10 protein-coding genes and 1 tRNA gene are annotated in these 14,295 nt (G+C 41.3%); 9 read left to right on the forward strand and 2 right to left on the reverse strand.

The features are described 5' to 3' along the window. Window positions 1-56: 56 nt before the first annotated feature. Both LHW48_00580 and LHW48_00585 read right to left on the reverse strand, forming a co-directional pair. Window positions 57-710, reverse strand: a complete 654-nt coding sequence (locus LHW48_00580) for an SdpI family protein (GenBank protein ID MCB5258957.1) — start codon at window positions 708-710, stop codon at window positions 57-59. Further along, complete coding sequence (locus LHW48_00585; protein MCB5258958.1) at window positions 707-982, reverse strand: autorepressor SdpR family transcription factor; 276 nt, start codon at window positions 980-982, stop codon at window positions 707-709. The genes LHW48_00580 and LHW48_00585 overlap by 4 nt, the downstream gene beginning before the upstream one ends. 308 nt (window positions 983-1,290) lie before the next feature. Here LHW48_00585 and LHW48_00590 point away from each other — a divergent pair, with 308 nt between their 5' ends. The 9 genes from LHW48_00590 to LHW48_00630 form a co-directional block, all read left to right on the forward strand. After that, window positions 1,291-2,265: a class II fructose-bisphosphate aldolase gene (locus tag LHW48_00590; protein MCB5258959.1), complete on the forward strand. Its 975-nt coding sequence runs from the start codon at window positions 1,291-1,293 to the stop codon at window positions 2,263-2,265. Between the two features lie 11 nt (window positions 2,266-2,276). Next, a complete protein-coding gene (gene gap / locus LHW48_00595) occupies window positions 2,277-3,278 on the forward strand; it encodes a type I glyceraldehyde-3-phosphate dehydrogenase (protein ID MCB5258960.1) in 1,002 nt (333 codons plus the stop codon). 385 nt (window positions 3,279-3,663) lie between these two features. Beyond that, the gene (gene nifJ, locus LHW48_00600) at window positions 3,664-7,179 is read left to right on the forward strand and encodes a pyruvate:ferredoxin (flavodoxin) oxidoreductase (GenBank protein MCB5258961.1); all 3,516 of its coding nucleotides are present in this window, start codon (window positions 3,664-3,666) and stop codon (window positions 7,177-7,179) included. A gap of 98 nt (window positions 7,180-7,277) precedes the next feature. Next, window positions 7,278-7,793 carry a lipocalin family protein gene (locus LHW48_00605; protein MCB5258962.1) on the forward strand — a complete coding sequence of 172 codons (516 nt, stop codon included), beginning with the start codon at window positions 7,278-7,280 and terminating at the stop codon, window positions 7,791-7,793. A 241-nt stretch (window positions 7,794-8,034) separates the two neighbouring features. Beyond that, window positions 8,035-10,524 (forward strand): leucine--tRNA ligase, encoded by a 2,490-nt coding sequence (gene leuS / locus LHW48_00610; protein ID MCB5258963.1) that lies wholly within the window; start codon window positions 8,035-8,037, stop codon window positions 10,522-10,524. Between the two features lie 172 nt (window positions 10,525-10,696). After that, a complete protein-coding gene (locus LHW48_00615) occupies window positions 10,697-12,079 on the forward strand; it encodes a HEAT repeat domain-containing protein (protein MCB5258964.1) in 1,383 nt (460 codons plus the stop codon). Further along, on the forward strand, window positions 12,080-13,009 hold the full coding sequence (locus LHW48_00620; protein ID MCB5258965.1) for a CfrBI family restriction endonuclease: 930 nt from the start codon (window positions 12,080-12,082) through the stop codon (window positions 13,007-13,009). A gap of 437 nt (window positions 13,010-13,446) precedes the next feature. Further along, a tRNA-Ile gene (locus LHW48_00625) sits at window positions 13,447-13,522 on the forward strand. A gap of 57 nt (window positions 13,523-13,579) precedes the next feature. Then, window positions 13,580-14,295: hypothetical protein (locus LHW48_00630; protein ID MCB5258966.1), on the forward strand; the 716-nt coding region annotated here is incomplete at its 3' end.

The raw sequence follows: 14,295 nt of genomic DNA on the forward strand, positions 1-14,295 counted from the left end.
AGTATAAGGCTACACCTTATGCAATTGCCTTTCAATCAATTTTGAACAAATAAAAGCTATCGAGACCGACGGTAGAGAATAAAGGAATACAGAGCCGGAAAGAGGATTATAATCATAATTATCCAGAATACTATACCGCTAAATCTTGCTGACAATGGAATAAGTCCGCTAATCGCTAGAAGTAATCCACCAATTAAGAACAGGCGCCCGCCCAACCGATGAGTTTTATGCCAGTTATCCTCATCGGATATAGTCCAGGGCGTTCGAATGCCCACAAAGAAATTGCGCGGCACTTTAGGCAATATATTCCCTAATACGGCAAGCATCAATCCAATGATTATTAGAACTGGATTAAGCGGGAGTTCAATGGTTATCAGCGGGTAAGCAAGCATATAGATATTCAATATAGAAAAGAATATTAGCAACATAAAGACGATCTTGGGCAATACCTTATCGAAACGAGCAGCCTGTTGCTTGTATTTTGGGGAATAAAAAGGCATAAGATACAGTAAGATAAAAAGCCCAAAGTTTAGCGCTAAAGCAGTAATAACGGCGGTAGTTTTGCTAGCATATCCATCAATTTGCCCCTGAGCATTCCAATGAATCGGGATAGAAGCATTAGCAGGCACAACCAGTGCCAAATAAAATACTACCACCACGTAAATAAGCAGCAAGATAATGCTGGCAGAGAATTTTCTGATGCGATTCATGATTCCTCACTTTTAGATCTTAGATTTTTCACCCAAGCCAAGATGTCCTCAAATATGCTTGTATTAAGACGATAATGGATGTATTGCCCCTTTTTGGTGGAGTAGATAAGCCCCGCCAAGCGCAGAATTTTTAGGTGTTCGCTGAGGCTGGCTTTGCTAAATTCAAAGTGCTCGGCAATCTCACCTGCAGTTAGGCTACCGTTTTGCTTAAGCAAATTCAGAATTTTGCGCCGATTAGCATCGGCAATAGCTTTAAAGATGTTATCAGACATAGCTCAGTCCTTAGGTATTTAGTTTAATGCCTAAATATTCCATGAGCATTATTAGTCAAGAATTTTCCTATACTTTGTTTTGTGATACCTTGCAATGCTTTGTGTGATGTTGTTAGAGCATATATCCGGTATATTATAGGATGCATGATGTATGATTATAGATTCGAACAATAATTGTTAAGGATAATTTGAGTACTTGCGAAAAAACAGATGAGCTTCAGCGCCAAAAAGATTTCGCTTGACTCTGATACGGGATTGATAATTATATAATAAGATGATTAAAGATTTACCCATAAAGGAGGAAAATCATGTTTTTAAGCGGAGCACAACTAAAAGAGGTATTTCTTAAAGCTAAAAAGCAGCGTTTTGGAATCATGGCATCAAATGTTGTTTTCGATACCCAAATTCGTGCCATCATTCAAGGTTATAACAGCGTGGGGTCGGATGGGCTATTGCAAATGAGTAGCGGTGCATGTAAATACGCAGCCGGCGAAAGCCAGGATATGAAAGCAGGGGCGCAGCTAATTTCAACCATGATCAAAACCTTTGCCGCACAATTTCCCAAAAGCGGGATTGGGCTTCATATTGATCATGCCACACCTAATTATTTTGATTTTATTGTTTATTGTATTGAGAATAATTTGGTAACTTCAGTGATGATAGACGCCTCAAAAGAGAACCTGAATGAAAATATCCGCATCACCAAAGAAGTAGTGGATGTGGCGCATAAACACGGCATTTTGGTTGAAGGCGAGATAGGGCACATCAAGGGCACAGAAGATGAAATAGTTTCCGAAACCGAGCTCTATACTCATCCCGATGAAGCGCTTGAATTTGTAAAGAAGACCAATGTGGATCTCTTTGCCGCATCTGTGGGCACAAATCACGGGGTTTCAAAAGGTGAGAACATAGTATTACGCTTGGATTTGGTAAAGGATATTGACGATCTACTAATCAAGAACGGTGTAGAGCGTGGGCTTGTATTGCACGGAGCAAGCGGTTTAACCGATGAACAGCAGCGCGAAGCTATTAGAAACGGTGTGGTAAAGATCAATAAAGATACTCACTACCAAATGGATATGGCTCAAGAAATACAAGCTTATTGGGAAAAGGAAAAATACGCTATTGTGTGTCCTCCTGAAACCGATCCCCAAAATTATGTGCCCAATAAAAGCAAATTTGATCCGCGTAAATGGCTCATCAAAGGCGAAAACAAAATGCAGGAAACGGTGAAAGGCTTCTGTCTTGTTTCCGGCAGTGCAAATAACAGTATTTTACTATAAGGAGTACTAATATGATAAGAGTAGCGATAAATGGCTTTGGTCGTATCGGACGCTTGGTATTACGCGCTTTCATCAAATTCCATCCGGAAGTAGAAGTGGTAGCGATAAATGATCTTACCGATGCCAAGACTCTAGCCTACTTATTCAAATACGATAGCGTTCATAAAATGTTCGATGGTGAGGTTACACACGATGACGAACACATTATCATAAACGGCAAAAAAATAAAGATCTTCTCACAGAAAGATCCTGAAGCTTTACCATGGAAAGATTTAGATGTGCATTACGTGGTGGAAGCCACAGGCATTTTTAGAACCAAAGAAAAAGCAGGTAAACACCTCAAAGCCGGAGCAAAAAAGGTTATTCTAACCGTCCCCGCCAAAGATGATGTGGATGCCACTATCGTAATGGGAGTTAACCACCGCGACCTAAAAGATTCGGATTTGATAGTATCCAATGCATCCTGCACCACTAACTGTCTGGCACCAGTTGCAAAAGTTCTACACGATCGTTTTGGAATAGAGAATGGTCTGATGACCACCATTCACTCATATACTAACGATCAAAACATTCTGGATCTACCGCATAACGATTTGCGCCGTGCCCGCGCCGCTGCCATGAGCATGATTCCCACCACTACCGGTGCCGCCAAAGCAATCGGATTGGTGATTCCAGAATTGAATGGTAAACTGGATGGACTTGCCGTGAGAGTTCCTACTCCCGATGGATCCTTAGTAGACCTGAACGTGAATCTTACTCGCGAAGCCAATAAAGAAGAAATCAATCAAGCCATGAAAGAAGCGGCAAATACTTATTTGAAAGGTTATTTGATGTATTCGGATGAACCAATTGTTTCCATAGACATTGTGGGCAATCCGCATTCTTCTGTCTTCGACAGTGGGAGCACCTACGTGAAGGGTAAAATGGCAAAAATCCTCAGCTGGTACGACAACGAATGGGGCTATTCGTGCAGAGTAACAGATCTATTGGTGTATATGCACGGTCTTTCATAAATAAAAGAAGAATACAATCAAAATAGAGCCGGAACCGTCAAGTTCCGGCTTGTTTTGTAACTGAAGGAATACTCTATCCTAAAAGACTTTTGAGATCGTTGCACATCCATATAGAGCAGATTTTTATGCACGAGATATCGATTTTACGGGCTTTTTCTGATCGAGCTATGCCCACCCACCACCTTTGTAGTATGGGAACGTTACCTCATGCCTATAATATCAATAAAATCTTATATTGAACCAGATTTATGTGCATAAAGGCTATGCACTTCGTTTTGCAACGCATTATTTCGGATTTTCATTGACATAATCCCGCCAGAAAAATTGAATGATACCAAAAGATGATTTATATCTAAAAAAAATAGCATATAAGGAGTTTACCATAATGGCTAAACAAACAAAAGCTACGATGGATGGTAACAATGCTGCATCTCATGTGGCTTATGCCTTTAACGAAGTAGCAGCTATCTACCCCATCACTCCGTCTTCCGGAATGGGAGAACTTTCTGATGCTTGGGCATCTGAAAAGCGTAAGAACATTTATGGCACTACTGTGGATGTTATGGAAATGCAATCTGAAGCTGGGGCAGCCGGTGCTGTGCATGGCTCACTTTCAGCCGGTGCTTTAACCACTACATTTACTGCATCACAAGGTTTGATGCTTATGTTGCCAAATATGCATAAAATTGCCGGTGAGATGTTGCCAACAGTTTTTTATGTAACAGCAAGATCTTTGGCGGCACAGTCTCTCTCCATCTTTGGTGATCATTCCGATGTTATGAGTGCGCGTAATACCGGTTTTGCGCTCGTTGCCTGTAATAGTGTTCAGGAAGTGATGGATTTGGGTATTGTAAGTCAATTGGCAACCCTAAAGAGCTCCATTCCCTTCTTGGTATTCTTTGATGGCTTCCGCACCTCTCATGAGCTACAAAAGATTGACGTAGTAGATTACGATACCATGAACGAACTGCTTGACCACAAGCTTGTTGAAGATTTTCGTAAACGCGCCCTTACTCCAGATGCACCAAAAGTAAAAGTTGGCCAGCAGGGACCGGATGTATATTTTCAAGGACGTGAAACCAGTAATCTCCACTATCAAAAGGCGCCGGCAATAATTGAAGCCGCTATGAATGAAGTGGGAGCTAAACTGGGCAGACATTACAAGCTTTTCGATTACGAAGGAGATCCCGAAGCTACCGATATTATCGTAGCAATGGGCAGCGGTTGCGAAACTATTGCAGAAACCATAGACTATCTAAATACAAAGCGCAATATGAAGCTAGGCTTAGTAAAAGTACGCGTCTATCGCCCCTTTAGTACCGAGCATTTCTTAGCAGCTCTTCCCAAAAGCGTAAAACGCATCGCCGTTTTGGATAGAACCAAAGAACCCGGCTCAATTGGAGAGCCACTGTATCTGGACGTTGTTTCTGCACTTCAAGGCAAAGATATCAAGATTATTGGTGGGCGCTACGGTCTTTCGAGCAAGGAGTTTACTCCTACTATGGTATTGGCTGTATACAAACATCTGCAAAAAAGCGGATTTCATGGCTTTACCGTTGGCATAGAGGACGACGTAAGCAAGCTTTCCTTACCATTGGACGAATACATCCATAGCGTTCCGGAAGGCACTATTTCCTGCAAATTCTGGGGTCTTGGCTCAGATGGCACTGTGGGTGCCAATAAGAATAGCATCAAAATTATTGGTGACCATACCGATATGAGTGTACAAGGCTATTTCCAATACGACAGTAAAAAGAGCGGTGGCATTACCCGTAGCCATCTACGTTTTGGTAAAAAGCCTATCCACAGCCAATATCTTGTTTCTAAAGAAGATTTTGTTGCCTGCCACAATCAAGCCTTTATTGGAAGATTCGACATGCTTTCCGGCATCAAAGAAAACGGAGTGTTTTTGCTTAATTCAAATTGGAGCATGGACGAAGTATTCAATATGCTAACCCGCGACATGCAGGATATCATCATTAAACGTAAGATAAAATTCTATAATATCGATGGCTTGAAAATTGCCGATGAAGTAGGACTGGGCGGTAGAGTAAATACCGTAATGCAAACAGCTTTCTTCCTCATCAGCGGAGTAATGGATCGTAACGAAGCTATCGGTCTCATCAAAGAATCCATCAAAAAGACCTACGGCAAAAAAGGCGACGATGTGGTTCAGATGAACTTGAATGCTGTAGACAAAGTAAACGCTGAACTGGTCGAAGTTCACATACCGGATGCGCTCCCCGAGCAATTTGGAGAACATAAACTATTGGTACCAAAAGGTTCTACAGGATTTGTAAAAGATGTGATTGAACCCATCATGCGAGAACAAGGTGATGTGGTAACAGTTTCACAAATGCCACTGGATGGCTTTGTAGAAAGTGGCACCGCCAAATTGGAAAAGCGCAGAGTAGCTCCGGCTGTACCCAGATGGATACCCGAAAACTGTATTCAATGTAATCAATGTTCATTTGTATGCCCGCATGCGGCAATTAGAGCCAAATTGATGAAAGCAGAAGATCTCCAAGATGCCCCAAAAAGCTTTAAAACTCTTAAAGCTATGGGTGCAGAAGGCTATCAGTATAAAATCCAGATATATATCGACGATTGCCAAGGCTGCCGTGTTTGTGTGAACGAGTGTCCCAAACAAGCTCTCGTGATGAGCCCCATCGAAACCGAACGCGAAGCGGGAGAACAAGATAACTATGAATTCTTTGAAAAACTGCCCAACGATGTGTTGGCAAACTTCAAAGATACAACCGTAAAAGGAAGTCAGTTCAAACAACCCTTGCTGGAGTTCTCTGGTGCCTGCGCCGGCTGTGGTGAGACTCCATACATTAAACTGCTTACCCAATTGTATGGCGATCGCATGATTATTGCGAATGCTACAGGCTGCTCATCCATTTGGGGCGGCACATTCCCTACCATCCCATATTGCAAAAACCAAGATGGCAAAGGTCCCGCCTGGGCAAACAGCCTCTTTGAAGATAATGCCGAATATGGTTTTGGAATGCGCTTGGCAGTTAATTCTCACCGCAAACAGCTAAAACTGGCAATGGAAGCTTTACTAGAAAGAGGCATAGATGCCGAATTGAAGTCCGCCCTTAAGCAAAGCTTAGAAAATTGGAACGCAGTAGATCAAGCCGCCAAAGATAACGCCAAGAAGATTCGGACCATGCTGCCTTCTGCTCTTGATAACGCCTGCGAAGGTTGCTCTAAATTGCTGCGCCGCGTGGATGAACTAAAAGACTATTTGGTAGAAAAATCGATCTGGGCAATTGGTGGCGATGGCTGGGCTTATGACATCGGATATGGCGGATTAGATCACGTAATGGCTTCAAACCAGAAAATCAAGATCTTTGTTTTGGATACTGAAGTGTATTCAAACACAGGAGGTCAGGCTTCCAAATCTACCCCAATGGGTTCCATCGCTCGCTTTGCCGAAGCCGGTAAGACGACTAATAAGAAAGACCTAGGTATGATGATGATGAACTATGGCTACGTGTATGTTGCCTCCATCGCCATGGGTGCAAACAAAAATCAGGCATTACAAGCCATCAAAGAAGCCGAAGAATACCCCGGACCCGCCATCATTATTGCCTATGCCCCATGCATAAACCATGGCATCGATATGAGTATGAGTCAAAAACACGAAAAAGCTGCCGTTGAAGCCGGGTATTGGTTGCTGTATCGCTACAATCCACAAAGACGCTTGGAAGGTAAAAATCCGCTTATCTTGGATAGCAAGGAACCCACTATAAGCATAGCAGATTTTGTTAAAACCGAAAACCGCTATAGCCGTTTGCATCGAATCTTCCCGGAAAAAGCCAAGCAATTCGAAGAATGCAGCAAACTCTTCTTCAAAGAGCGCTACGAACAGTATAAAAAAATGAGCGAGTAAACCGAATAAACAATCATAATAGAGGAGGTTCTTAAAGCCTCCTCTTTCTTTTTGCCCAGATTGAGTTATTTTATAGAGAAAACTACAAAGGTGGGGTAATGAAATTATTCATCCTACTCATCATTCTTCTAATTGGTAGCACTTTTCTGTTTGCGACAGTGGAAACAGTGGATAAAGTGGATGTGAATCGGTATTTGGGACGATGGTACCAATATGCATACTATCCCAATAAATTCCAGCCTAAAGACGCAGCTCTATCTGCCGCAGATTACTCCCTGGACGCCAAGGGTAACTTGATTGTGATCAACACGAGTTTTGATGATAAAGCGGGCAAAAAGGTACTCAAGCAAGTAAAAGGTAAGGCAAAACCCATCGATAAGACTTTCAGCAAGCTTCGAGTAAGCTTCTTTTGGCCATTTTATGGGGATTATTGGATAGTAAAACTGGATAAGGATTACAGGTATAGCGTTGTAAGCGATCGCAAACAAAAGTATTTGTGGATTCTTTCTCGCAGCCCTAGAATGGACGCCGATACCTACAACGAAATCCTTCATTTTTTGCGACAGGGTGGTTGGGATCCCACCAAGCTGGTTATTACCGGATTGCAAGATTAGAAAAGATTCTTCTCTCTCCCATCTCTTTCGCTCCTGAGGATATTCTTTCCCAAAATATTCTCTATGCTTTTATTCCCTCTTTTCGGTATTCTTGGCAAAACACAAAAGTCTCTTTATACTCTTTAGATGGGCTTATTGCGCCAAAAAGCAAATAATTGCTCTTGACAAAAGCTCCTGTGTCAATCTTTTTGCAAGACTATGGAAAATATAGATATAGCGGCATGCCCGCATGGAGTTGTATATGGATTATCCCTTTAGTTCTATTGAAAGTAAATGGCAGAAGATCTGGCAAAAACGTAAGATAGCTGAATCCCAAGATTTTAGTGACAAGCCTAAATATTACGTGCTTTCTATGTTCCCTTACCCGTCTGGAGTGCTCCATATCGGTCATGCTTCAAACTATGCCATTGGCGATGCAATCACGCGCCTTAAACTAATGGAAGGGTTCAATGTGATGCAGCCAATGGGCTACGATTCCTTTGGTATGCCTGCCGAAAACTACGCTATTACCCACAATTCTCATCCCCGCATTACTACCGAGGAAAACATCGCTAATATGCGTAAACAGTTTGATGGCATGGGCTTCTTCTTTGATTGGAAACGTGAAGTTAGCACTTGCAGACCAGACTATTATCGCTGGGGACAGTACATTTTTAAAAGAATGTACGAACAAGGTTTGGTATATCGCAAAAAAAGCTTCCAAAACTGGTGTAATCAATGCAATACCGTGCTGGCAAATGAACAGGTGGAAGATGGCGCTTGCTGGCGTTGCGGCAGCGAAGTGGAACAAAAAGAACTGGAACAGTGGTATTTCCGCATCACCAAATATGCAGAAGAACTGCTGAATTTCTCGGATGTGATCGAATGGCCTGAACGTGTAGTAACCATGCAAAAACATTGGATCGGCAAGAGTGAGGGCGCGCGCATCGAATTTAACTTGGAAAACAGCGATCTTAAAATCCCTATCTTCACCACCCGCCCGGATACTATCTACGGTGTAACCTTTATGGCTTTGCCACCGGAACACCCGTTGGTGCAAAAGTGGTTGGATGAAGAGCCAGATAACCATGCCCTCCACAATTTCTGTAAAAAAGTTATCAACGAAGATAAAGTACTGCGTTCCAGTGCCGAAACTGTGAAAGAGGGTATCTTTAGCAAACGCTACTGCATCAATCCCCTCAATGGAGATAAAGTTCAGATCTGGATTACAAATTATGTATTGATGGATTATGGCACTGGTGCTGTAATGGCTGTTCCTGCACACGATCAGCGCGATTTTGATTTTGCCAAAAAATACAAGATCCCCATCAAAATAGTAATCCAAAACCCCAACCAACCACTTGGGGTGGACTCAATGTCCGAAGCTTATGTCGAGCCGGGCATTATGACAAATTCTGCTCATTTTGATGGCACAGATAGTGAAGAGGCAAAAAGCTCTATCACTGCTTGGATAGCACAAAACGGCTGGGGTGAAGGCACAGTAACCTATCGACTGCGCGATTGGGGTATCTCCCGTCAACGTTATTGGGGCAACCCTATACCCATTATCCATTGTCCAAAATGCGGTGTAGTACTGGTTCCGGATGAAGATCTGCCAGTGCTCTTGCCGGATAACGTGCAAGTGGGTAAAACTACATCCAATCCTCTGCTCAGCGTTCCTGAATGGCTCAATGTAAAATGCCCCCAGTGCGGAGCTGACGCTAAACGTGAGACCGATACTATGGATACCTTTGTGGATTCATCATGGTACTACGCCCGTTATGCCGACGCCCACAACGACGATATGCCCTTCGCCCCCGCTAAAGCGGATTTTTGGCTACCGATTGATCAGTATATTGGCGGCATTGAACATGCCTGTATGCACCTGCTGTATGCCCGTTTTTTCTATAAATTTATGCGTGATCTCGGATGGGTAAAAGGCAATGAACCATTCTTGCGCCTGCTTACACAGGGTATGGTGCTGAAAGATGGCGCTAAGATGAGTAAATCCAAAGGCAACACCGTAGATCCTCAATATATCGTGGATCGCTTTGGTTCCGATACTTTGCGCGTGTATCTGCTCTTTGCCTCGCCTCCGGAAAAGGACGTGGAATGGAACGACGAAGCGTTGATGGGTGCATTCCGCTTTCTGAACCGTATCTATCGCCTTATCGAAAGCAATCTTGATGCCATCAAACGTGGCTTGCAGCATGAGGCGGATATATCTAAACTTTCCCCCGAGATGAAAAAGCTGCTTTACAGCTCCCACTTCTGTACCAAGAAATGGCGCGAGGACTGCCAGGAACGGATGCAATATAATACCGCCATCGCCGCCATCATGGAACACCTAAATCACTGCGTAGCAATCAAAGACACGCACACCTTAGATAACGACGCTCTGGCAGTTTATGCCGAAGCTTGCGGCATCATCCCTCAATTGCTCTATCCCTTTGCGCCCCATATAGCTGAAGAGCTTTGGCAGATGATAGGCTTTCAAAACCTCTTGCACGAAAGCGGATTGCCCGACTACGAGGAAGCATATCTCGTTCAAGACTTGGTTACATACGTCATTCAGGTAAATGGAAAACTGCGCGGAAAACTGGAAGTAATACCAGATACAGCACAAGAAATTCTGAAAAAAGAAGCACTAAAAGTGGAAAATGTGATCCGCTCCTTGGATGGCTTTGAAATTGTGAAGATAATCATAGTGCCCAATAAAATGGTAAGCATCGCAGCTAAACCTAAACGCTAATAAATATTAGTTCTTACATACGGGTATCTTGCATGATGCCCGTTTTTTCTATTGGAGCTAAACAAGCTTTATGTCATCGTCAAATGGAGATACATTTGCTGCGCTAGATTGATAGATATTGACAAGAAGATTGATATGTAAGAATTTGTATTTCTTAAGGAAGGACTATAAAATGAACATTAATTATAGTAATCAAGAAAGAAGCAAAACAATCGACATAAAAACGATCATTCAGAATAGCACGGATAATAGCTTGATTACATTTCTTAATAAGCTTGGAAAAATTGATGATATCGATAATATTGAGCCTCTCTTTGAACTTCTTAAATCAAGAAATGAATCAATAAGACAATTAGCGATAAAGAATCTTGCAAAAACTAAAAGGCAAGATTTGGTGAGTTTATATGTTGATATTCTCACTGATGATCCTAGTTCTGATGTGAGAAGAGAAGCTGTATCAGCTATTGGTAGAACTAGGAATGAGATCAACATACCTTATCTAGTATCATTGTTAGATCAAAAAGATCCTAAGATTGTGATGCAGGCCATGAGGGGTTTGTTACCATTCAAGAAAAAACCCGAGATAAAGAGAGAGTTGAATAAGCTTATCAATCACCCAAACGAAATGATTCAAGCTGCAGTAAAAAAAGAACTAAGACATACCAACATAAGAACAAATGTTTCCTATAAACAACAATTGTGTTCTCCAAAACTTATACATAATCTGATAGTACACGGTGATACTATAGAGTCAATGAGCGTTATTCCTGATGAGTCGATACATTTAACGTTTACTTCTCCACCGTATTACAATGCAAGAGATTACTCAGTCTATAGTAGTTACAAAGAGTATTTAGATTTTCTAGTAAAAGTTTTCAAGGAAACATATCGCATAACAAAGGAGGGTAGATTCTTCATCTTAAATACTTCTCCGGTAATCGTGAAAAGGATTAGTAGACAACACTCAAGTAAAAGATATCCTATACCTTATGATATACATCCTCTTCTCATTGATATGGGATGGGAATTTATAGATGATATTGTATGGGTAAAACCAGAAGCAAGTGTTAAAAACAGAGTTGCCGGATTCGAACAACACAGAAAACCACTAGCCTATAAACCTAATGCAAGAACTGAATGTATAATGGTATATAGGAAAAGCACAGATAAATTGCTTGATTGGAATATGCGATGTTATCCAGACGAGACTGTAGAAGCCAGCAAGGTACGAGGTAAATACGAAACTTCAAATGTATGGAATATTGATCCAACATTCGATAAAACACATACAGCAGTATTCCCCATAGAGTTATGTAACAGAATTATTTCATTGTATTCATATATTGGTGATTTAGTTTTTGATCCTTTTGGCGGAAGCGGAACCTTGGGAAGAGCAGCGATTCAACTTAACAGAAGATTCTTCTTAACTGAGATTAAAAGTGAATACATTGAAAGAATGATGCAATTTTTTAAACAGACCGATATTTCATACTTAGATCAACAACCTATGGTAATGAACATAGAAAGCTTTAAAAGAATGTTCAAGGAGTTATAAATGACGCTATCAAAAGATGATATTGCATTGGTAATCTCAATGTTGCTCAATGGATCCGGTCATAGAGTTATTGTGACGGACATGATAAATAATCTATTCATGAAATTTACGATTGGTTTTTTTAAGAGTATTATGCTAGCCAAATTTGAGAATCAAAACATCAACATAGATTGGTATAAAGCTAATTTCATCGATTCAAACAAATTGTCGACTGATGACATTTTACTTTACTCGGGTCTGAACAAAAAAACTGTTACTAATCAGTATGGCAGTGGAAAGAAAGAAATTTGTATTGAAGCAGCTAAAGATAACTATGACAAACTATTGGACTCTTTGAATCGTCTTATTGACGAAGAGATAGGTCTTGATATTAAAATTGTGATTAAACACAATGACGTTTCTGTAGAACTGAATATAAATGAAAGTCTCATTGTAGTAAATGCCCTGGCAGTAAAAAGAGCGGCTATTCGAGGTGGGGCTTGGAGTACACTGGGAAAATCTGTTGAAACTCCTTTAATGTTGACTCTTTGCCATCTTTTCCATGTTAATGAGGCTAATTATGCAGTAAAAAAATCTAAGGGAAAATATGTTAGGCCTAATGAAGCGATTTTCGATAGAGAGGTAGATTTCTTTTTAAAAACTGGAGATAAAGAGTATAATTGCGAAATTAAATTAATGGGGCAGGGCAATCCCGAAAGCGCTGACGCAGTAATAGCACGAAACACAGACGTCTTCATTGCCGATAAATTATCTGAAACAAACAAGAATCAACTTAATGACCTTGCGGTGCAATGGGTTGAGTTAAGTGCGCTTAATGGTTACATTAAGTTTTCTGATGTTTTAGCTAAATTTGGCATACCACATAAACAACCTTTGGATGGACTTAAGCAAGTCCCAAGATTAATAGAAACACTATTTAATAATAAGTAAAAATAATTATATGGCCTCTATGCAACGTGTAACCCTCATAAGGGCATCTTGATTCCGGTTCTAGGAGCCCCAAGAGGATTATTTATAGTAGGCGACTTGCAAGAATGTAAGGATTTAGCCTTGAGTTCAGGCAATGTGATTTATTGTGCATAAAGGTGGAAACAGGCAGCATAAAATACCAGAATAGCACTTCCACACTCTCTCACATGGTTCTTTCCCTTCACGTTTGCTCTATTTCTCCTCATCATCTCCTCATGCCGTGAGGGCATTATGAGGGAAGAACGAGCGAAGTATGACGGATAGCAATGGCTTAGCAGTTAGCAATCAATTATTTTTTTAGATAAAATTTAGCTGCGCCGAAATTCACAATATTACCTCAATAAAAAATCTGATTGACAAAAAACGGCATTTGAATTCTAAGGAGAGGCACAGTGATGGGGCCTATAGCTCAGCTGGTAGAGCTTCCGGCTCATAACCGGATGGTTGGGGGTTCGAGTCCCTCTGGGCCCACCACTTTTTTTTTGTTTACATCTTTGCCGCAATCGTTATCTTGTCTTTCGAGGAATAAATATGAAATACATCCGGATTATTGTATTGCTTCTGGCTTTAATTAGTAATCTAGAGGCCACAAAATATGCGGGAGAGATCTTTAGCTTAAGCACCGGTGTGCAAAATCAAGCTATGGGTAATACTGGTCTAACTTATACTCAGTCTCATGCTGCCGGATGGTGGAATCCATCATTGCTGGCTATAGATTCTCATCAAGGCGTAGAGCTTATGCGCAGCGACTATTTTAAGGGTTTACTAACTCAAAATCAGATCTCGGTTCGTGTAGGAACGGGCACGGCAATTTCGATTAATCATCTCGCTATAGATGATGTTAAACTCACCAAATTGGAAAACGAAGACGACGAATTAAGCAACGATAATCGACCCTACGTTTGGAAAACCGTGACAAATCAGGACATAATCATCAATGCATCATACGGTAGGGCATTGCGCAATAACTTGTATTGGGGAATTTCTCCTAAAATAGCCTATCGCAATCTGGCAGAACATGGTGGATATGGAATTGGAGCAGATCTTGGTGCATTGTGGGATCCCGGCAAAGGCTTTTTATTGGGACTAAATCTCCGAGATTTCTTTGGCACTCAGATATTATGGGATTCTGGTGAGCATGAGATAGCAGTACCCAGTTTAGATTTGGAATTGGGCTATGTGCGCAAGTTTCCCAAGCTCAATATTCCCATTCATGTAGCCTTACGGGCGCAAACATTTATTGAGGA

The sequence above is a fragment of the Candidatus Cloacimonadota bacterium genome, assembly GCA_020532355.1.
In the GTDB taxonomy this organism is placed as follows: Bacteria; Cloacimonadota; Cloacimonadia; order Cloacimonadales; family Cloacimonadaceae; genus UBA5456.

What these genes read in the sequence shown, in the direction of transcription:
- LHW48_00580 (MCB5258957.1), bottom strand. Translation starts at nt 710, where the DNA reads ATGAATCGCATCAGAAAATTCTCTGCCAGCATTATCTTGCTGCTTATT.
- gap (MCB5258960.1), top strand. Translation starts at nt 2,277, where the DNA reads ATGATAAGAGTAGCGATAAATGGCTTTGGTCGTATCGGACGCTTGGTA.
- nifJ (MCB5258961.1), top strand. Translation starts at nt 3,664, where the DNA reads ATGGCTAAACAAACAAAAGCTACGATGGATGGTAACAATGCTGCATCT.
- LHW48_00615 (MCB5258964.1), top strand. Translation starts at nt 10,697, where the DNA reads ATGAACATTAATTATAGTAATCAAGAAAGAAGCAAAACAATCGACATA.
- LHW48_00605 (MCB5258962.1), top strand. Translation starts at nt 7,278, where the DNA reads ATGAAATTATTCATCCTACTCATCATTCTTCTAATTGGTAGCACTTTT.
- leuS (MCB5258963.1), top strand. Translation starts at nt 8,035, where the DNA reads ATGGATTATCCCTTTAGTTCTATTGAAAGTAAATGGCAGAAGATCTGG.
- LHW48_00620 (MCB5258965.1), top strand. Translation starts at nt 12,080, where the DNA reads ATGACGCTATCAAAAGATGATATTGCATTGGTAATCTCAATGTTGCTC.
- LHW48_00590 (MCB5258959.1), top strand. Translation starts at nt 1,291, where the DNA reads ATGTTTTTAAGCGGAGCACAACTAAAAGAGGTATTTCTTAAAGCTAAA.
- LHW48_00585 (MCB5258958.1), bottom strand. Translation starts at nt 982, where the DNA reads ATGTCTGATAACATCTTTAAAGCTATTGCCGATGCTAATCGGCGCAAA.